Here is a 16,965-nt window from a genome sequence, read left to right on the forward strand (position 1 = left end):
TTCGTCAGGCTTTTGCCGAGTGCGTCGAGCAGGGCGTTGGTGCCCTGCTCGCGCCACTCGGGACGGTCGAGGCCGTCGAAGAACGCGCCGTGCTCGGTGACCGTGATCGTCGTCTTGTCGTCCTGCTGGTCGAACTCGACGGTCGCGAGGCTGACGCTCGTGCGCTTATCGTTGGCGTGCATCGTGTACGTGGACACAATCCGCTGGTTGGGCTGGATGTCCTGGTACAGCGCGTTGTACGTGTGCACGGTTCCGTCCGGAGCGGTGCCGGCGACGCTCTCGGTGCCGTTCTCGCGGAAGTCGAGCGTGTGCCCGTTCGACTCCCACGCGTCAGGCGACACGAACCACTTCGCCTTGCTCGCCTGGTCCGCCCAGGCCTGCCACACCTTGTCGATCGACGCGGCGTAGGTGCGTTCGATGGTGAATGACGCGTGCTTGATGCTCATGTCTCCTCCAGCAGTGTGCCGAGCCGGTCGAGTTTGCGTTCCCACTCCGTGCGCTGACCCGCGAGCCATTGCTCGGCCTGGCGCAACGCGTTCGGTTCGATCTGGCAGGTCCTGGTGCGGCCTTGCTTGCTGGTCGTGACCAGTCCCGCCTCTTCCAGGACCTTCAGGTGCCCCACCACGGCCGGCAGCGACATCGCGAACGGCTCCTTGAGCTCGCTCACCGACGCCGGCCCCCGGCACAGCCGCTCGACCATCGCGCGGCGGGTCGGGTCCGCCAGCGCGTGGAACAGCCGGTCGAGCCGATGGTTAACCATATGCTTAAGTATTACTCGCCGTGTCAAGGTCTGCGGCATGACGATCGTGCTGGGGGCCGGAGACGTCGAGGTCGACCTTCCCCGCCTCGCGGCCGAGCTGACCGAGGCGCTGCGAGCCGGTGCTTCCGGTTCCGGCCGGCGGATCCGCGCTGCGGTGTCCCCGGACGTCACGGCCATGGTGCTGCTGCCGGGCCTGGCGCCGGGCATACCCGCCTACACGGTGAAGGTGCACGCCAAGAACCCGAACCGCTCCCCCGCGATCACCGGCGTGATCTGCCTGCACGACCTGGCGACCGGCGACCTGCTGGCCCTGATCGACAGCGGCCCGCTCACCGCGCTGCGCACCGGCCTGGGCGGCGCGCTGGGAGCCCACCTGCTCGCACGCCCCGAGGCCCGCACCGTGACGGTGATCGGCGCCGGAGCCCAGGGCCGCGCGCAACTGGAGGCGCTGGCCGCGCTGCGGCCCGTGGAGTCGGTGGCGGTGCGGGACACCGATCCGGCGGCTGCCGCGTCGTTCGCGGAGTGGGCATCGGGGCTCGGAATCAAGGCGTCCGGAGACGCCGAGGGCGAGATCGTCCTGATGGCGACGTGGTCCAGGGAGCCTGTGCTGCACCGGGTTCCGCCCGGCACCCACGTCACGAGCCTCGGCGCCGACGAGCCGGGCAAGGCCGAACTGGGCGCGGAACTGCTGGCGGACGCGCTGGTCGTGGTGGACGATCCGGAGCTGGCGCACGTCGCGGCGGACACGACGATCGGCGCGGTGCTGCGCGGGGAACATCCCGGGCGGACCAGCGCGGACCAGGTGACCGTGTACAGCCCGGCCGGGTTGCCGATGCAGGACCTCGTGATCGCGTGGCACGTCCATCAGAACGCGTGCCGAAAGTCGCCGGCCGTGTTCGACATCGGATGAGCGGACCCGCACAGGCCTGTGGACAACTTCCGCGGGCTTGCCGGGCTTTGGCTAGTCTGAGCTGCGGAGATTAGATCAGCCGTGAGATGGGCCAGGTGATTCACCCGATAGAGGTGTCCTGAAACGCTGTTACCGTTCCCTCGCAAAACGAGGAAGCGCGCGGGCCCGGCGAACGGAGACGTCGGGATTACGCATCTTCGCTATCCGGTGCGGATCTCGAGCATGACGCAGCCGGTGTCCGTCCGGTAAGGACCGTGCGGCATGCCGGGGCGGCGGCTGGCGAAGTGGCCCGCGTGGAAGGTTCTGCCGAGGGTCAGGTCGGTCAGGTCGCCTTCCAGCAGGTAGACCTCCTCGTGGTAGTCGTGGTGGATCACGCCGGACGTCTCGAGGCCCGGTTCCCAGCGCGCGATCCGGGTCAGGGTCGCGGACTCGGGGTCACGGCTGAGGACGCGCTCGGTGACGCCCGGATCGGCCGGGTGCCAGGCTCGTTCGCCGACCGGGAAGAACTCGTGTTCCTCGCGCATCACAGCCTCCGGTTCGCCAGCACGGGCAGCATCGTGCGGGCCTCCTCCACGAGCGGAACGTCCACATCGGACAGGATGGTGCCGGGCGCGCCGCCGAGCCGCTCGCGCACGGAGCCGAGCGGGTCGACCACGGCGCTGCGGCCGATTCCCGTTGGGGCGGAACCGTGATCGGTGCCAAAGGTGGACACGGGGTCGGCCTGTCCGCAGGCGAGGATCCAGGAGGTCGCGTCCAGGGCGCGGGCGCGGACCAGCAGGTCCCACTGGTCGGCCTTGCCGGGGCCGGCGCCCCAGGAGGCGCCGAGCAGGATGACGGGCGCGGTGCCGGCGAGGGTGCGGAAAAGTTCGGGGAACCTGACGTCGTAGCAGGTGGCGAGGCCGATCGTGGTGGCGTCGACGTCGAACGTCACGGGCTTGTCGCCGGGGGTCACGGTGTCGGATTCGCGGAAGCCGAAGGCGTCGAACAGGTGGATCTTGTCGTAGCCGAGGTGCAGGCCGGCGCCGGTGACGAGGGTGGTGTTGGCGACCCGGTTTCCTTCGCCTGGCGTGAACATTCCGGCGACCACGACGACGTTGTGCTCGTCGGCGATCTCGCGCACCGCGGTGGCCCACGGGCCGTTGAGGGGTTCGGCGACCGGACCCAGTGGCACGCCGAAGCGGCATTGAGTGGCTTCCGGGAACTGCACTACGCGTGCGCCTTGTGCGGCAGCGTTGGCCACCTCGGTGCGGACGGTGACGAGGTTCTCCTGCGGATCAGCCGTGGAGCTGATCTGGCAAAGCGCGATACGCATGATCCTCCTCTGGTATACATGTTGTATGCAGGTTGCGGGCAAAGAGAACGACGGCTTGTCCGGCAGGGAAAAGGCTTACGAGTTCCTCAAGGACACGATTCTCGCCGACCCCGAGATGCAGGGGCGGTTCATCAGCGAGCAGGACGTCGCCAACCAGATCGGCGTCTCCCGCACGCCGATTCGTGAAGCCCTGCTGCTGCTCGCGGCCGAGGACCTCGTGCAGCTCATGCCGAAGAAGGGCGCGTACGTCGCGCCGTTGTCGTCGCGGCAGATCACGGAGTTGATGGAGCTGCGTGGAGTCGTCGAGCGGTACGCCGCCGAGCGCACGATGACCGAAGGCACGGTTCCGTTGCGGAAGATGATCGAGCTCATCGAGCAGCAGCGGTTCCTGGTCGAGGACGCGCGGCAGTTCATCGATGTCGACCGACAGTTCCACGCGTTGTTGGTCGCGGCGACGGGCAACGAGCTGTTGACCAAGACCTACGAAGGGCTGCGCGCACGGCAGGTGCGCGCGGGTGTGGTCGCGTTGTACCGGGCGCACAACCGGCAGCAGGCCGTGATCGACGAGCACAACGCGATCGTGGCCGCGCTCGAGTCCGGAGACGTCGGCGCGGCCACCGCGGCGATCACCGCTCACTTGGACACCACGCTGAAGGTGCTGCTGGGCGCCTGATCCTCGGTCTCCTCCTGGGGATCGCGGCCGAGGCGCAGCCCGATCAACGTCACGACGCACGCCACGCTGACGTAGAGGCCGACGATCACCCACGTGCCGAAGCCGGCCAGCAGCGCGGTGAACAGCAACGGCGCCACCGCACCGCCGATCACGCCGGCGAGCGTGTAGGCGAGCGAGCTTCCGGTGTAGCGCAGGCGTTCGGTGAACTGCTCGGCGATGAACGCCGCCTGCGGCCCGTACATGAACGCGTGGAACCCGAGCCCCACCACGACTCCGAGCACGATCAGCGGCCACGACCCGGTGTCGACCAACGGGAACAGCACGAACGGCCACACCGCACCGCACACCGCGGCCGCCGCGTAGAGCCCGCGCCGGTTGACCCGGTCGGACAGCCAGCCGGCGAACGGCATCAGGAACAGCTGGAACCCCGAAGCGATCAGCACGGCGGTGAGGCCGACGTTGCGCGGCAGCTTCAACTGCGTCGTGAGGTACGTCAGCACGAACACGGTGTGCAGCGCGTACAGCACGTCCGGCCCCACACGGCACAGCACGGCGGCGATCAGCGGCCGGGTCTGCGTCCGGAACACCTCGCTGATCGGCGCGGACGGCCGTTCACCGCGTTCCTGGATCGCCTTGAAGACCGGGGTCTCCTCCAGCTTCACCCGGATCCACAGGCCGAAGATCACCAGCACCGCGGACAGCAGGAACGCGACGCGCCAGCCCCACGACATGAACGCGGCGTCCGACAGCGCGACGCCGAGCAGTGCCAGCACACCGTTGGCCATCAGGTTTCCGGCGGGCGGCCCGATCTGGGCGGCCGATGCCCAGAACCCGCGTTGCTTCGGGTCGCCGTACTCGCTGGACAACAGCACGGCGCCGCCCCACTCGCCGCCGAGCCCGACGCCCTGCGCGAACCGCAGCACCACGAGCAACACACCGGCGGCGGGCCCGATCGCGGCGTGCGTCGGCAGCAACCCGATGAGCAACGTCGCGATGCCCGTGATCAGCAGCGTCGTGACGAGCACGCGTTTGCGGCCGATCTTGTCGCCGAGCCGGCCGAACAGGAACCCGCCGAGCGGCCGGGACAGGTAGCCGACGGCGTACGTCGAGAACGCGAGCAGTGTCGCGGTGAGCGGCTCGGAACTCGGGAAGAACAACGGGCCGAGCACGACGGCCGCGGCGACGTTGTAGATCGCGAAGTCGTACCACTCGAGCGCGGTACCGGAGAGCGAGGCCACGAACGCCCGCACCAGGGCGGACCTGGGTACGTCGGGTGACGTGGCCGTCGTTGCTGATCCAGCGGTTGATGAGTCAGGCGGCATGCGGTAATACTGCCTGTATACAACTCGTATGCGCAAGGAGTACTGCATGTCTACCTCGTGTACACAGCTCAGCACGCTGGCTTTCGACCTGCCCGACGGCACCGTCGTCGACGTCGCCGTCAGGACTCTGCTGAACGGCGGATACGCAGGTCGCAGCCAGGACGACGTGGCCGCTCACGTGCGCGAACTCGCCGAACTGGGCGTGCCGGCGCCGTCCGTGACGCCGAGCCTCTACCCCGTCTCGCCGTACCTGGCGCAGCAGACTTCGACGGTTCCGGCGCAGCACGCACGGACGTCCGGCGAGGCGGAGTGGGCGCTCGTGGTGCCGAGTGATTTCAAAGCAGGTTCAGATGTGTTGCTGACTGTCGCGTGCGACCACACGGACCGCGCGCTGGAGGTGCACGGCGTCGCGTGGAGCAAGAACGCCGGGCCGGACGTGCTGGGCCGCAAGGCGTGGCGGCTGTCCGACATCGCGGACCGGATCGACTCGATCGAGCTGACCGCGTGGGCGGACGGCGTGGAGATCCAGCGCGGCACCCTCGCCGAGCTCCTCACCCCGCAGTACTGGGTGGACCGGCTGCGGGAGCTCGACCTGCTCAAGCCCGGCACCGTGCTGCTGTCCGGCACCATCCCGATGCACCACGGCGTGGAGCAGTTCGCGTCGAAGTGGCGCGTCGAGTTGCGGGACCCCGCCACCGGCGATGTCATCGACTGCGACTACGAGGTGACTCAGCTCCCCGCCCCCATCGGCTGAGCCGGTATGCGCCTCCCGCGGCCCGTCGAAATCCGTGTCGCTCGTTCGACCTATGGGTGACGGACACACACAGGGAGGCACAGAAAATGGGCAAGGTCTACACCGGCGCCAGCACCTCGATCGACGGCTACGTCTCCGGCCCGGAGTTCTCCGGCTTCGACAAGCTGTTCGCCTGGTACGAGGCGGGCGACGTGGCGTTCACGGTGCCCACGGGCTCGATGACCTTCCACCTCACGCCGGCCAGCGCCGCCTACTTCGGCGGGCTGATCCAGACGACCGGCGCACTCGTGGTGGGACGCAAGCTCTACGACTTCACCAACGGCTGGGGCGGCCAGCACCCGCTGGGCGTGCACACCGTCGTGCTCACCCACCGGCCGTTGGAGGACAACGAGCACTTCACGTTCGTCACCGGCGGCATCGAGGAAGCGATCGCGGTGGCCCAGAAGCACGCGGGAGACAGGGTCGTCGGCCTGAACTCCGGCGAGGTCGCCCGGCAGGCCATCGACGCCGGCCTGGTCGACGAGATCTACCTCGACCTGGTGCCGGTGATCCTGGGCGGCGGCACGCCGTTCTTCGCGCCCGGCAAGGGTTACGAGCTGGAGGGACCGCTTTCGGTCGTGGAGAGCACCTCGGTCACGCACCTGCGCTACAAAGTGAAGTATGGGGCGGATGCACAAGGCGGCACTGCTGCCGCTGATCTTCGTGGCGGCGTGCGCGGGTCATGACCCGCGGGTGGAGGCGGAACAGCTCGTGAAGCCGCCGCGACTGGAGCCGGTGCGGGCCGCGCTGCCCGGTGCGGCCGCGCCGACGCTCGCCGCGAACGAAGCCCTGACGTGGCTCGAACGCGGAGCCGACGCGACCGAGGACATCTGTGGCATGCATGCGGAGGTCCACAAGGGCTTCTTCCCCAACCAGGTGTGGAGGGTGAGCTGCGACTGGGAGACGACGCGGTACTACGGCTTCGACGGCGATTTCGCGGAGCGCACGCAGGCGGTCAACGACGCGCTCGTCGCCGCAGGCTGGCCGAAATCGGACGAAGCCCTGTCCGCGGCGATCCGCTATTTCAAGCAGACGCACAAACCTGACTACGACGCTTCGCACGTGCCGCCCGTCGTGTACGGCAAGTACATCGGCGACCAGTCGTGGACGGTGAGGTTGAGCTGGGCCGAGGCCGGCCGGGTTCCACCGGAGTTGAGCGCCACGCGGGCGCCGCGGGACCCCCTGCACCGTGAGGCCGCGGAAGTGGACCGCGAGCAGGTCTACCGCGACCTCACGAGCAGGCATCAGTTCGTGCTCGTCCACTCGGTGAGCGCCCGCTACTTCGAGCGCACGATCGCGGGCTAGGGAACGATCTCCAGCTGCGCCATCATGCCGATCCACGAGTGTTCGAGGAAGTGGCAGTGGTAGACGTAGCGGCCCGTGTAGCCGGTGAAGGTCGCCTGCACCTTCACGGTCTCCCCCGCCGTGATCGGGATCGTGTCCTTGAGGCCCGCGTCGCCGGGGTGGGGCGGGCCGCCGTTGCGCTCCAGCACGCGGAACTGGACGAGGTGCAGGTGGAAGTTGTGTTTGACGCCGGTGGGGTCGGAGCTCTTGATGAGCCAGGTTTCGGTGGCGCCGCGTTTGATGGTGAAGTCGACGCGGTCCATGTCGAAGACCTTGCCGTTGATCACGCCGTCGGGGCGCTCGTTGGGCTTGAAGACGTAGAACAGGTCCACCTCGCGGTCCACTGTGGACAGCGGCAGGGCCGGCAGGGGACGTAGGGCGGCCGGCACGCGGCTGTTGTCGGTGGCACGGCGGACGACGTCGAAGCGCAGGATCTCGCCGCCGACGGCGTCGGTTAGGGTGATCTTCGAGCCGATCGGGTACTTCGAGAAGTCGACGACCACGTCGGCGCGTTCGGCGGACGAGAGGGTGAGTTCGTCCGCCTCCAGCGATGTGGCGAGCAGGCCGCCGTCGGAGCCGATGCGGGTGAACTTGTCGCCGGTCAGCTTGAGCTTGAAGACGCGCTGGTTGGCGGTGTTGATGAGGCGGAAGCGGTACTTGCGGGCCGCGACTTCGAAGTACGGCTGCGGGATGCCGTTGGCCAGGACGATCGTGCGGTTGGCCGGGTCGTCGAACACCACGATGTTGCCGCTGGCGTCGAACTGGATGTCGCGCAGCATGATCGGGATGTCGTACGCGCCGGTCGGCAGGTTGAGGCCGCGCTCGGAGTCGTCCTCGATCACGTAGGCGCCGTGCAGTCCTAAGTAGACGTGTGCGGCCTCGGTGCCGTGGCTGTGGTCGTGGTACCAGAGGGTCGCGCCCTGCTGGGTGTTCGGGTAGAGGTAGAGGCGGGTGCGGTTCGGCTCGATCAGGTCCTTCGGGTGGCCGTCGTGCTCCGGGGGCACGTGGCCGCCGTGCAGGTGGACGTTGGCGGCCTCGTCCATCCTGTTCTGGAACATGATCAGGGTCTTGCGGCCCGTCTTCGCCTTGATCGTCGGACCGATGAACTGACCGCCGAAGCCCATCACCGGCGACTGCAGGCCCGGCAGGATCTCGGCGGTCGTGCGTTCGATCGAGAGCTGGTAGATCTCCTGTTTCGGTGTGGACACCAGTGGCTTGAGCACGGGCGGCACCGGCATCGGGCGTGTCCACGGCACTATTTCCGGTCTGGGACCGGAAAATGCCTTCGACTCCTGGAAAGTGGCCGGCTTGTGTTCGCCGTGCGTCGAGTCCTCGTGACCCTCGGACGGTGCGAGCAGCTGCGGCACGCCGAAAACGCCGGCCGCGAGTCCGCCCGCGGCGAGCACACCTCGTCTGTTGAGCATCGCTGTTCCCCTAAGCGCCCCAGGCGGATGCGATCATGAGAACGCTCCCGCGGCGGTTGGATGCGGCGGAAACCTACGCCGGGCGCTCAGGGGTAATCCCTAGTTCCGAGTTGGGCTCATGTGTGCAGAGCCACCGTCTCAAGAGGCCAGTGCGGCCTTCACCGCACGAGTGCGGTCGTCGGCGAGCACCTCGTCATCACCATTCTGAATCGCTTGCAGCACTTGGGAGACCACGCTCTCAGGAGAGATCTTGGGACCGTCCTGGGCGGCCGCCATGTCGGTGTCGATGAAGCCGGCGTGCACCGCGATGACGTTGGTTCCCTGTTCCCGCAACGCTTCCCGCGTCGACTTGGTCAGCGACCAGCCCGCCGCCTTGGACGCCGCGTAACCGCGCCAGCCCGCACGGCCGAGGAACGACAGGATGCTCAGCACGTTCACGATCGCGCCGCCGCCATTGGCTTTCAGAATGGGCGCGAACGCGTCCGTCGTGCGGACGATCCCGAAGAAGTTGACCTCGAATTCTGCCTTGATGCTGTCAACGTCCGCGCCTCCGACGAGCACGCCGGCGTTGTTGATGACGATCGAGACGTCGCCGAGCTCCTTCGCCGCGGCCTCGACGGACGCGTCGTCGGTCACGTCCAGCTGGACCGGGATGACGCCTTCGTCCACAACGGACGCCGGATTGCGTGCGCCGGCGTAGACCTTCGCACCGCGCCTGGCGAGCTCCTGGGCGAACGCACGGCCCAGTCCGCGGTTGGCTCCCGTCACCAGCACCGCTGCACCGTTGAAGTCCATCGCTACCTCCTAGGTTGGTCTTTCAAACTGACAATAGCGAGGTAAGTTGGATTTGCCAACTCACTGATAGGATGGTCACATGGCACCTCGAACCTGCTCCGTGGCGAACGCGCTGGAGGTCGTCGGCGAGCGCTGGTCGCTGCTGGCGTTGCGCGAGGTCTTCTTCGGCAACACGCGCTTCGACCAGATCGCCGCGAACACCGGTGCGTCACGCGACGTGCTCGCCGCACGGCTGAAGAAGCTGGTCACCGCCGGTGTGCTGGAGAAGCACCAGTACTCCGACCACCCGCCACGGCACGAGTACCACCTGACCGACTCGGGGCGTGCGCTGCACAACGTGTTGCTGATGCTCAAGGAGTGGGGCGACGCGTACGTGACGCAGGGGCCCCTCCCGCTCGTGTACGAGCACTCGTGCGGTCACGTGCTGGAACCACGCGTCGTGTGCGCGCACTGTGGTGAGGAAGCCACGCTGGAGTCACTGAGCCGTGCGCCGGAGTCCGCGGCGTCATGACCCAAGACCCCGTGACCACAGGCCTCGCCGCACGGCTAGAGGCACTGAGGCAGCAGATCGGCGCGACGTGGATGGTCGGGTTCGAGAACTTCGACGGCGGCCACCCGTTCATCGAGGTCTCCGAGGGGCCGGTGTACCGGCTGGTGGCCTGCGAGCGCGGCAAGCGGCTGATGAGCAAGGAGACCGGGAAGGTCGACGAGATCCTGTACTGGGCGCTGTACGAGGTCACGTGGACCATGGCGTACGGCTGGGCGGTGCAGCACCCGGTGGAGGGTGAGGAGCAGCGGTTCACGGCGTTTCGCAGGCAGGACGAGCTGCTCGGCTCGCTCGACCCGCGGTGGGCGGAGCGCGCGCGGGCGTCCCGGCCGACCCACTAGGTTGTGCACCATGAGTGAGGACGACGAGGACGAGTTCGCCGAGGACGACGAGTTCGAGGACGAAGAAGACATCGACGACCTCTTCGCCGTCACGCCCGAACCGCGCACGGTCTGTCACCTGTGCGGCGGCGCGAGCTACATCGCCTCGCCGACGCTCGCGATCATCGGCGGTGCGCCGCGGACCGTCGACAACGGGCGTGAGTGCCCGCACTGCAACGGCGCGCGGACGTTCAACGGGCTCGTGCCGCCCCTTTAGCCCGGTTCTGGTCGTGCCAGTCGAGAAACTCGGGCACGGACAGGCGCGCCACCTCGTCACCGATGACGTCCAGGGCGAGGTCAGAAGACCGTTTGAAGCGCACGCAGGCCTTGCCCATGTCGAGCTTCTTGCCGGTCTCCGCCCACCTGGCGCGGAACGACTCCTCGAACTCCTCCATCACCGTGGTCAGGTACACGGCGTAGTAGTTCTTCTGCGCGGCCAGCGCCGCGTACATGAGCGGCTTCTTGTTGTACGTGGGGCCGCTCACCTCCAGCGGCACGGCGTAGGTGATCAGTCCCCAGTCCATGGCCTCGACGTAGCCGTCGGGGAGGTTGGCGAGGATGACGTCGCGCACAGCCTCGACCTCGGCACGCCGCTCATCAGGCAGTTCGGCGAGGTACTGGGTGACCGTGGAGGCATTGCTCTTCACCATTCGCGTACGGTAATCGCTCGTGGAGGTCCTGGCCCGAGCCGAATGGCAGCAATTGCGCGAAGAGCACATCGCGCGCATGCGCCGGTTCACCGGGCCGCACCAGGAGCGCAAGCTTCGCAAAGAGAAGCACCCCGTCATGGACTTCCTCTTCACGTACTACAGCCATCGGCCCGTGCGACTCGAACGGTGGCATCCGGGGCCGGGCATCGTCCTGGAAGACGCGCCGGAGTACTTGGAGTTTCCGCACTACAAGGCCACCGCGGACGGTGTCACGCTCGACGTCGGCAGCTTCGTCGCACAGCGCGAGAAGACGCTTGAGTTCGTGCAGGCGCTGCTCACCGCCACGCTCAGCAGGCCGGCGCGGCTGGGCTGTTTCGGGCTGCACGAGTGGGCGATGGTCTACCGGCAGCAGCCGGAGGAGGTCCGGCACAACGCGTGGCCGCTCCGGCTGGGCAGCGGCGGGACCGACCAGGTGGTGGAGGCGAGCCGGATCCAGTGCGGGCACTTCGACGCGTTCCGGTTCTTCACGCAGCCCGCGCGACCGCGCAACACCCTGCAGCCCACGCGTGAGGACCAGATCGCGAACGAACAGCCGGGGTGCTTGCACGCGAACATGGATCTGTTCAAATGGGCGTACAAGTTGGAACCCGCGACGCCTTCCGATCTGGTCGCCGACTGCTTCGAACTGGCCGCGGACGTGCGCGAGCTCGACATGCGGGCATCCCCCTACGACCTGGCGAAACTCGGTTACGAGCCGGTGCGGATCGAGTCCGCGGAGGGCCGTTCGGAGTACGTGCGCAGGCAGGCGGAGTTCGCCGAACGGGCGCGGTCGTTGCGAGAACGGCTCGTTTTCGTTTGCCGGTCGATACTTGCAGTGACTTCACTTCGCTGACGAAGTTCACCTGTTAGCGTGATTGGCGGTCGTCGGGGGCCGCTGAGTAGTTGTGAGGGATCGATGTCTCGACACCGCAGCCTGCGGGCGAAGGTGAAGCGTGGAATCGCCAAGTGGCCCGTGCTCATCGTCGTGTTCGTGGTGCTGATCGGCCTCGGCTGGCTCGCGTTGTCGTGGGCGGGTGGGGTGCTCGACCGGCGTTCCCAGGCGCTCGCTCAGAACTGCAGCGAGGGTGACTCGGTGCTTCGTGTCGCCGCGACCCCGAGCGTCGCGGAATCGGTCGCGGAGGTCGCACGCGCGTATGCCGCCACACGGCCCGTTGTGTACGACCACTGCATCGCGATCGAAGTGACTTCAGCGGACTCCTCCGCGGTGCTGGAAGGCCTCACGACGACCTGGGACGAGAACAAGCTCGGCAAGCGCCCGCACGCATGGCTCCCCGACTCGACGTTGTGGGCGAACCGGCTCTCCGCCCAGAACGCCAAACTCGTCGGCGCGGCACCCAAGTCCGTCGGCACCTCGCCGGTGCTGCTGGCCGCCCCCGAAGCGGCCGCGCCCGTGCTGAAGGACTTCCGCTGGTCGGACATGCCCGAGGTCACCGACTGGAGCAAGTTCGGCCAGTCCTGGGGACGGTTCAGCGTCGCGATGCCCGACCCGGCCGCGAACACGGCCTCCGCACTGGCGATCCAGTCGGCGCTGGCCGGCGGCAAGGGGCCCGTGACGCCGGAGTCACTCGGTTCGGACGCGTCGAAGGCGTCGCTGTCGAAGCTCGCCGCCGCGGTGCCGCCGGAGGTTCCGCCTACGACGCGCGACGCGTTGCGGCGCCTGGGTGACAGCGCGACGGTGAACGCGGCGGGCTTCTCCGTCACGCCGGTGTCCGAAGTGGACCTGTTCAAGCACAACACGGGCAAGGAAGCGCCGTCGAAGCCGCTCGTCGGCGTGCTGCCCGCGGGTCCCGCTCCCGTCGCGGACTTCCCCTACGTGGCACTGGGCGGTTCCGAGGTCGGCGAGGCGGAACAGCGTTCGGCGCAGGCGTTCCGCGAGTTCATGACCGAGCCCGCGCAGCAGGGCATCCTGGCGCGCGGCGGTCTGCGCGTCGAGTCCACTCAGGACCGCCCGTCGCCGTCGCCCGGCGTTTCCTGGTCTCCCGTCACGGAGAACCTGGTCGCCGCCGACGCGACGACCACGCAGCAGATCTCCTCGTCCTGGGCTTCCGCGGACCGCGGCGGACAGGTCGTCACGGTGCTCGCGGACGTCTCGACGTCGATGAAACCCCGGCTGGACAAGGTGAAGGCGGCGTTGCGCGGCCAGATCGACCGGTCGGTGTCGGGATCGTTCGGGCTGTGGGAGTTCGCGCGCGACCTCGACGGGTCGAAGCCCCACAAGCTGCTCGTCGCGACCGGGCCGGTGGCCGAGAAGCGCGAAGCGTTGCGGAAGGCCGTCGACGGGCTCAAGACCGCTGAGGGCTCACAGCTCTACAGCGCGCTGGCGGCCTGCTACGAGACGGCGCACGACGGGTTCGTGGCCGGGCGGGTCAACCGGGTCGTGGTGATCACCGACGGCACCTCGGACGGCGGGATCGACCTGGCGGCGCTGAAGTCCCAGCTGCACGGGACGGATCTGGCGGTCAGCTTCATCGCGATCGGGGGCGACGTGGACAAGGCGGCGCTGACGGACATCGCGCAGACCACCGGCGGGTCGGTGTCCGTGGTGGAGAACGTGGACGGGATCGAGGCGGCGCTGGGACAGGCGCTGTCGACGAAGGCGTGACGGGAACCGGGCGGTAGTGCCGCGCGTTGCTCCCGGCATGGGGGAACCTCGGATCCTGGTCTCGTCCCTGCCCTTCGCCGGCCATGTAGGCGCACTGGCGGCGGTGTCGAACGAGCTGGTCAGGCGCGGGCACGACGTCGTGGTGCACACGGGCGCGAAGTACCGGCACAAGTTCGAGGGCGCTGAGTGGTTGCCGTGGACGCGGGCCCCTGACTTCGACGACGCGGAACTCGCGCGGACGTTCCCGAGCGTGGGCGACGGCAAAGGCATGCGGGCGAACTTCGCGAACGTCCGGGACGTGCTGGCCGGCACCGGGGCGGCGCAGGCGAGGGACGTGCTGGAGGCCGAGTTCGATCTGGTCGTCACGGACCACCTGGCGTTCGGGGCCGCGATGGCCGCCGAGCTCCGCGACGTGCCGTGGGTGACGGTCGCGGTGACGCCGCTGGTCACCAGTCGCCAGCTCGCTCGCGTGGTGTCGCGGCTGATCGTCGACGGGATGTTCAACCGCATGCGCGCCGAGGCGGGTCTCCAGCCGAAGCCCGGCTCGCTGGAGGCCTTCTACTCGTCGGAACTCGTGCTGGCACAAGGGGTGCACGACCTGGAGACCGTGCGGGTGCCGCGGCAGGTGCGGTTCGTCGGACGGTTGATCACGCCGGCCAGGCCGGCCGGCCTGCCCGAGTGGTGGCCGGACCTCGACGGCCGGACCGTCGTGCACGTGACGCAGGGGACGCTGGAAACCGGCGCGGAGGACCTCCTGCGGCCCGCGATCGAGCAGCTCCGGGGACACGACGTGCTGGTGGTGGCCACGACCGGAGGTGCGCCGGTGGAAACCCTGGGAACACTGCCGGGCAACGTGCGCGCGGCGGAGTTCATCCCGCACGACCTGCTGCTGCCGCGGACCGACGTGATGATCACCAACGGCGGGTGGGGCGGGGTGCTGGCGGCGTTGGAGGCCGGTGTGCCGATGGTCGTCGTGCCGGGGGAGCTCGACAAGGCTCAGGTGGCGCGCCGGGTCAAGGTGGCGGGCGCCGGCATCGTCCGGAGAAAGCCGAACAGGCTCGGGGAAGCCGTGGATCAGGTGCTGGCTCGGCCGGGCCACCGGGTGCGCGCACGTGAACTGGGAGAACAGATCACGGCGGCCGGTGGCGCGGCCAAGGCTGCGGACCTGGTCGAAGGGATCAGGCGGCCCAGGGTCAAGCAGCGTTGAAGCGGTCGGGGTCAGGGCCGGTGCGGGTGCCGTTGTCGAGTTCGGCGATCACCGTCATGTCGTCCTGGGCCAGTTCGAAGTCGAAGATGTCGATGTTCTCCTTGATCCGGTAGGGCGTGACGGACTTCGGGATCACGACGTTGCCGAGCTGGACGTGCCAGCGCAGCACGATCTGGGCCGGCGTCTTGCCGTACTTGTCGGCCAGGCCGGTGAGGTCGGGCTCACGCAGCAGTGCGCCCTGGGCCAGCGGTGACCACGCCTCGGTGACGATGCGGTGTGCACTGTGGACCTTGCGCATCTCTTCCTGCTGCAGCAACGGATGCAGCTCGATCTGGTTCACCGCGGGGACCGTCGGGAACTCGTCGAGCAGGCGCTGCAGGTGTCGCGTGTGGAAGTTGGAGACGCCGATCGCGCGGACGCGGCCGTCGGCGTAGAGCCGCTCCAGGGCGCGCCAGGTGTCCGCGTACAGGTCGCGGGACGGGACGGGCCAGTGGATGAGGTACAGGTCGAGCACGTCCCGGCGCAGGCGCCGCATGCTCTCGTCGAACGCGCGCAGCGTCGGGTCGTAGCCCTGGTCGGCGTTCCACAGCTTGGTCGTGACGAACAGGTCGGGGACGCCGGCGATCGCGTCGCCGACGCCGGACTCGTTGTGGTAGGCGGCAGCGGTGTCGATGCTGCGGTAGCCGGCTTCGATCGCGGTCGTGACCGCTCCGGCCACCTGCTCCTCCGGCACCTGGAAGACGCCGAAGCCGAGTTGCGGTATCCGAACTCCGTTGTTCAAAGAGATCAGCGGAACCATGCGGGTAGCTTCGCATCGTTGTAGACGTCCTGCATCGCCTTGATCGTGTCGATCAGTTCGCGTCTCAGTTCGGCCGGGGCGAGCACCTCCACGTCCGCACCGAATTTGAGCAGGTCAGCGACGGCGTGCCGGGTCGATTCGGTCGGGAAACCGAACTCGTCCCCCGGTTGCGGCGCGGCCTCCCTGACCACGCGTGCCTGGTATCCGCTGAGCAGGTACTGGGTCTTGCCGAGGCCCGCTCGCGTCATCCGGACGGTGATGCGCTCGCCGTACATGCGGGCCTCGAACTGCTCGGACCACTCGGCCCAGTACCGCGCGAGGTCGAAGTCGCGGGGTCGTTCGAAGGTGTCCGGGAGGGCTTCGAGGGCCAGCACGCGCGACACGCGGTAGGTGCGGCCGCTGCCGACGAAGTACCAGGTGCCCGCCTTGAGCACGAGGCCGTACGGGTCGACCTCGCGTTCGACGGTCTGGTTGCCCCAGCGCTGGTAGGTCATCCGCACGCGGCGCTGTTCCCAGACGGCGTCGGCGATGGTGGCGAGGTGCTCGGTGGGGTCGTCGCCGCGGAACCACGTCGGGGTGTCGAGGTGGAAGCGCTGCCGGATCTGCTCGGCTCGCGTCCGCAGCTCGGTCGGGAGCGCGGCCAGCAGCTTGAGCTGGGCCGCGGCGGCGACCTCCTTCAGACCCAGTTCCTCCGCGGGTCCAGGAAGGCCGGCCAGGAACAACGACTGGGCTTCCGCGCTGGTCAGGCCGGTCAGCCGGGTGCGGTAGCCGTCGATCAGCTGGTAGCCGCCGGTGGGGCCGCGGTCGGCGTAGACGGGGATGCCGGCGGCTCCCAGCGACTCGATGTCGCGGTAGATCGTGCGCGGCGAGACCTCCAGCTCCTCTGCCAGCTCGTCCGCCGTCATCCGGCCCCGCGACTGGAGGAGCAGGAGGACCTGGATGAGCCGGCTGGACTTCATTCGCCAAACCTGACACGAACTGTCAGGAATTGCCAGCAGAGTGGTCCGCATGAAGGCAACCGGAACCATCGAAGTGAAGAGCTGGGACGAGAACACCTGGGACGGCCGCCCCTACAAGGAGGTCGAGGGCCGCAAGCTGACCGAGGCGCACGTCCAGTTCGCCTACACGGGTGACGTCACCGGGATCGGGAACTGCCGGTACCTCATGTCCTACGGCGACGACGTGGCGTGGACGACCGCGCTCGAGAAGATCACCGCGGACAACGGCACGCTGGTGCTGCGGCACGTCGGTGCCTACCGCACCGCTGTCGAGGGCACGATCGAGATCCTGGACGGCACCGGCGCCTACACCGGGGCGCGAGGTGCGGCGACGATCGAGTGGGCGGAGGATGGCAGCGGCACCTACACCCTGGAGTACGAGGTCTGAA

General features: G+C 68.4%; 22 protein-coding genes. 12 read left to right on the top strand and 10 right to left on the bottom strand.

What is annotated here, in order from left to right; all coding sequences use genetic code 11:
* Together SK803_RS43810 and SK803_RS43815 are read right to left on the bottom strand one after the other, a co-directional pair.
* Positions 1–446, bottom strand: a 446-nt coding sequence (locus tag SK803_RS43810; RefSeq protein ID WP_319972164.1) for an SRPBCC family protein, incomplete at its 3' end; no start/stop codon positions are given.
* On the bottom strand, positions 443–760 hold the full coding sequence (locus SK803_RS43815) for an ArsR/SmtB family transcription factor (protein WP_319972165.1): 318 nt from the start codon (positions 758–760) through the stop codon (positions 443–445). The genes SK803_RS43815 and SK803_RS43810, both read right to left, overlap by 4 nt.
* Positions 761–797: 37 nt before the next feature.
* On the opposite strand from SK803_RS43815, the gene SK803_RS43820 reads away from it, so the two are divergent.
* Entirely contained in the window at positions 798–1,670 is an 873-nt protein-coding gene (locus SK803_RS43820; RefSeq protein WP_319972166.1) for an ornithine cyclodeaminase family protein, read from the top strand.
* Between the two features lie 200 nt (positions 1,671–1,870).
* Here the strand turns inward: SK803_RS43820 and SK803_RS43825 are convergent, their stop codons facing one another.
* Together SK803_RS43825 and SK803_RS43830 are read right to left on the bottom strand one after the other, a co-directional pair.
* Positions 1,871–2,194: a cupin domain-containing protein gene (locus SK803_RS43825; protein ID WP_319972167.1), complete on the bottom strand. Its 324-nt coding sequence runs from the start codon at positions 2,192–2,194 to the stop codon at positions 1,871–1,873.
* Positions 2,194–2,982 (bottom strand): carbon-nitrogen hydrolase family protein, encoded by a 789-nt coding sequence (locus SK803_RS43830; protein ID WP_319972168.1) that lies wholly within the window; start codon positions 2,980–2,982, stop codon positions 2,194–2,196. The genes SK803_RS43825 and SK803_RS43830 overlap by 1 nt, the downstream gene beginning before the upstream one ends.
* 25 nt (positions 2,983–3,007) lie before the next feature.
* Here SK803_RS43830 and SK803_RS43835 point away from each other — a divergent pair, with 25 nt between their 5' ends.
* The gene (locus SK803_RS43835; RefSeq protein WP_319972169.1) at positions 3,008–3,655 is read left to right on the top strand and encodes a GntR family transcriptional regulator; all 648 of its coding nucleotides are present in this window, start codon (positions 3,008–3,010) and stop codon (positions 3,653–3,655) included.
* Here SK803_RS43835 and SK803_RS43840 read toward each other — a convergent pair.
* On the bottom strand, positions 3,616–4,977 hold the full coding sequence (locus tag SK803_RS43840; RefSeq protein WP_319972170.1) for an MFS transporter: 1,362 nt from the start codon (positions 4,975–4,977) through the stop codon (positions 3,616–3,618). The two genes, SK803_RS43835 and SK803_RS43840, sit on opposite strands and share 40 nt — an antisense overlap.
* A 46-nt stretch (positions 4,978–5,023) precedes the next feature.
* Between SK803_RS43840 and SK803_RS43845 the strand changes: the two genes are divergently transcribed.
* The 3 genes from SK803_RS43845 to SK803_RS43855 all read left to right on the top strand — a co-directional run bounded on the left by SK803_RS43845 (position 5,024) and on the right by SK803_RS43855 (position 7,075).
* Positions 5,024–5,731 carry a DUF2848 domain-containing protein gene (locus SK803_RS43845; protein WP_319972171.1) on the top strand — a complete coding sequence of 236 codons (708 nt, stop codon included), beginning with the start codon at positions 5,024–5,026 and terminating at the stop codon, positions 5,729–5,731.
* A gap of 86 nt (positions 5,732–5,817) precedes the next feature.
* Positions 5,818–6,456 (top strand): dihydrofolate reductase family protein, encoded by a 639-nt coding sequence (locus tag SK803_RS43850; RefSeq protein WP_319972172.1) that lies wholly within the window; start codon positions 5,818–5,820, stop codon positions 6,454–6,456.
* Positions 6,392–7,075, top strand: a complete 684-nt coding sequence (locus SK803_RS43855; protein WP_319972173.1) for a hypothetical protein — start codon at positions 6,392–6,394, stop codon at positions 7,073–7,075. The genes SK803_RS43850 and SK803_RS43855 overlap by 65 nt, the downstream gene beginning before the upstream one ends.
* Here the strand turns inward: SK803_RS43855 and SK803_RS43860 are convergent.
* Both SK803_RS43860 and SK803_RS43865 read right to left on the bottom strand, forming a co-directional pair.
* Positions 7,072–8,538: a multicopper oxidase family protein gene (locus tag SK803_RS43860; RefSeq protein WP_319972174.1), complete on the bottom strand. Its 1,467-nt coding sequence runs from the start codon at positions 8,536–8,538 to the stop codon at positions 7,072–7,074. The two genes, SK803_RS43855 and SK803_RS43860, sit on opposite strands and share 4 nt — an antisense overlap.
* Positions 8,539–8,676: 138 nt before the next feature.
* The gene (locus tag SK803_RS43865) at positions 8,677–9,333 is read right to left on the bottom strand and encodes an SDR family oxidoreductase (RefSeq protein ID WP_319972175.1); all 657 of its coding nucleotides are present in this window, start codon (positions 9,331–9,333) and stop codon (positions 8,677–8,679) included.
* 79 nt (positions 9,334–9,412) lie between these two features.
* Between SK803_RS43865 and SK803_RS43870 the strand changes: the two genes are divergently transcribed.
* The 3 genes from SK803_RS43870 to SK803_RS43880 are packed head-to-tail and all read left to right on the top strand — an operon-like array spanning position 9,413 to position 10,477.
* The gene (locus SK803_RS43870) at positions 9,413–9,844 is read left to right on the top strand and encodes a winged helix-turn-helix transcriptional regulator (RefSeq protein ID WP_319972176.1); all 432 of its coding nucleotides are present in this window, start codon (positions 9,413–9,415) and stop codon (positions 9,842–9,844) included.
* The gene (locus SK803_RS43875) at positions 9,841–10,221 is read left to right on the top strand and encodes an Imm63 family immunity protein (protein ID WP_319972177.1); all 381 of its coding nucleotides are present in this window, start codon (positions 9,841–9,843) and stop codon (positions 10,219–10,221) included. Before SK803_RS43870 ends, SK803_RS43875 begins: the two co-directional genes overlap by 4 nt.
* Positions 10,222–10,231: 10 nt before the next feature.
* Positions 10,232–10,477, top strand: a complete 246-nt coding sequence (locus SK803_RS43880; RefSeq protein WP_319972178.1) for a hypothetical protein — start codon at positions 10,232–10,234, stop codon at positions 10,475–10,477.
* Here the strand turns inward: SK803_RS43880 and SK803_RS43885 are convergent.
* Complete coding sequence (locus SK803_RS43885; protein WP_319972179.1) at positions 10,452–10,910, bottom strand: DUF1801 domain-containing protein; 459 nt, start codon at positions 10,908–10,910, stop codon at positions 10,452–10,454. The two genes, SK803_RS43880 and SK803_RS43885, sit on opposite strands and share 26 nt — an antisense overlap.
* 19 nt (positions 10,911–10,929) lie before the next feature.
* Here SK803_RS43885 and SK803_RS43890 point away from each other — a divergent pair, with 19 nt between their 5' ends.
* The 3 genes from SK803_RS43890 (at position 10,930) to SK803_RS43900 (ending at position 14,779) form a co-directional block, all read left to right on the top strand.
* Entirely contained in the window at positions 10,930–11,802 is an 873-nt protein-coding gene (locus SK803_RS43890; protein ID WP_319972180.1) for a 3-methyladenine DNA glycosylase, read from the top strand.
* Positions 11,803–11,865: 63 nt separating this feature from the next.
* Positions 11,866–13,572 (top strand): substrate-binding domain-containing protein, encoded by a 1,707-nt coding sequence (locus tag SK803_RS43895; protein WP_319972181.1) that lies wholly within the window; start codon positions 11,866–11,868, stop codon positions 13,570–13,572.
* Positions 13,573–13,609: 37 nt separating this feature from the next.
* A complete protein-coding gene (locus tag SK803_RS43900; protein WP_319972182.1) occupies positions 13,610–14,779 on the top strand; it encodes a glycosyltransferase in 1,170 nt (389 codons plus the stop codon).
* Here the strand turns inward: SK803_RS43900 and SK803_RS43905 are convergent.
* Both SK803_RS43905 and SK803_RS43910 read right to left on the bottom strand, forming a co-directional pair.
* A complete protein-coding gene (locus SK803_RS43905; protein ID WP_319972183.1) occupies positions 14,766–15,578 on the bottom strand; it encodes an aldo/keto reductase in 813 nt (270 codons plus the stop codon). The two genes, SK803_RS43900 and SK803_RS43905, sit on opposite strands and share 14 nt — an antisense overlap.
* The gene (locus tag SK803_RS43910; protein WP_319972185.1) at positions 15,566–16,537 is read right to left on the bottom strand and encodes a helix-turn-helix transcriptional regulator; all 972 of its coding nucleotides are present in this window, start codon (positions 16,535–16,537) and stop codon (positions 15,566–15,568) included. Before SK803_RS43910 ends, SK803_RS43905 begins: the two co-directional genes overlap by 13 nt.
* Positions 16,538–16,586: 49 nt before the next feature.
* Between SK803_RS43910 and SK803_RS43915 the strand changes: the two genes are divergently transcribed.
* Positions 16,587–16,964 (top strand): DUF3224 domain-containing protein, encoded by a 378-nt coding sequence (locus tag SK803_RS43915; RefSeq protein ID WP_319972186.1) that lies wholly within the window; start codon positions 16,587–16,589, stop codon positions 16,962–16,964.
* Position 16,965: the final 1 nt, after the last annotated feature.

Origin of the sequence: Lentzea miocenica (assembly GCF_033949945.1) — a bacterium.
Lineage (GTDB): Bacteria > Actinomycetota > Actinomycetes > Mycobacteriales > Pseudonocardiaceae > Lentzea > Lentzea miocenica.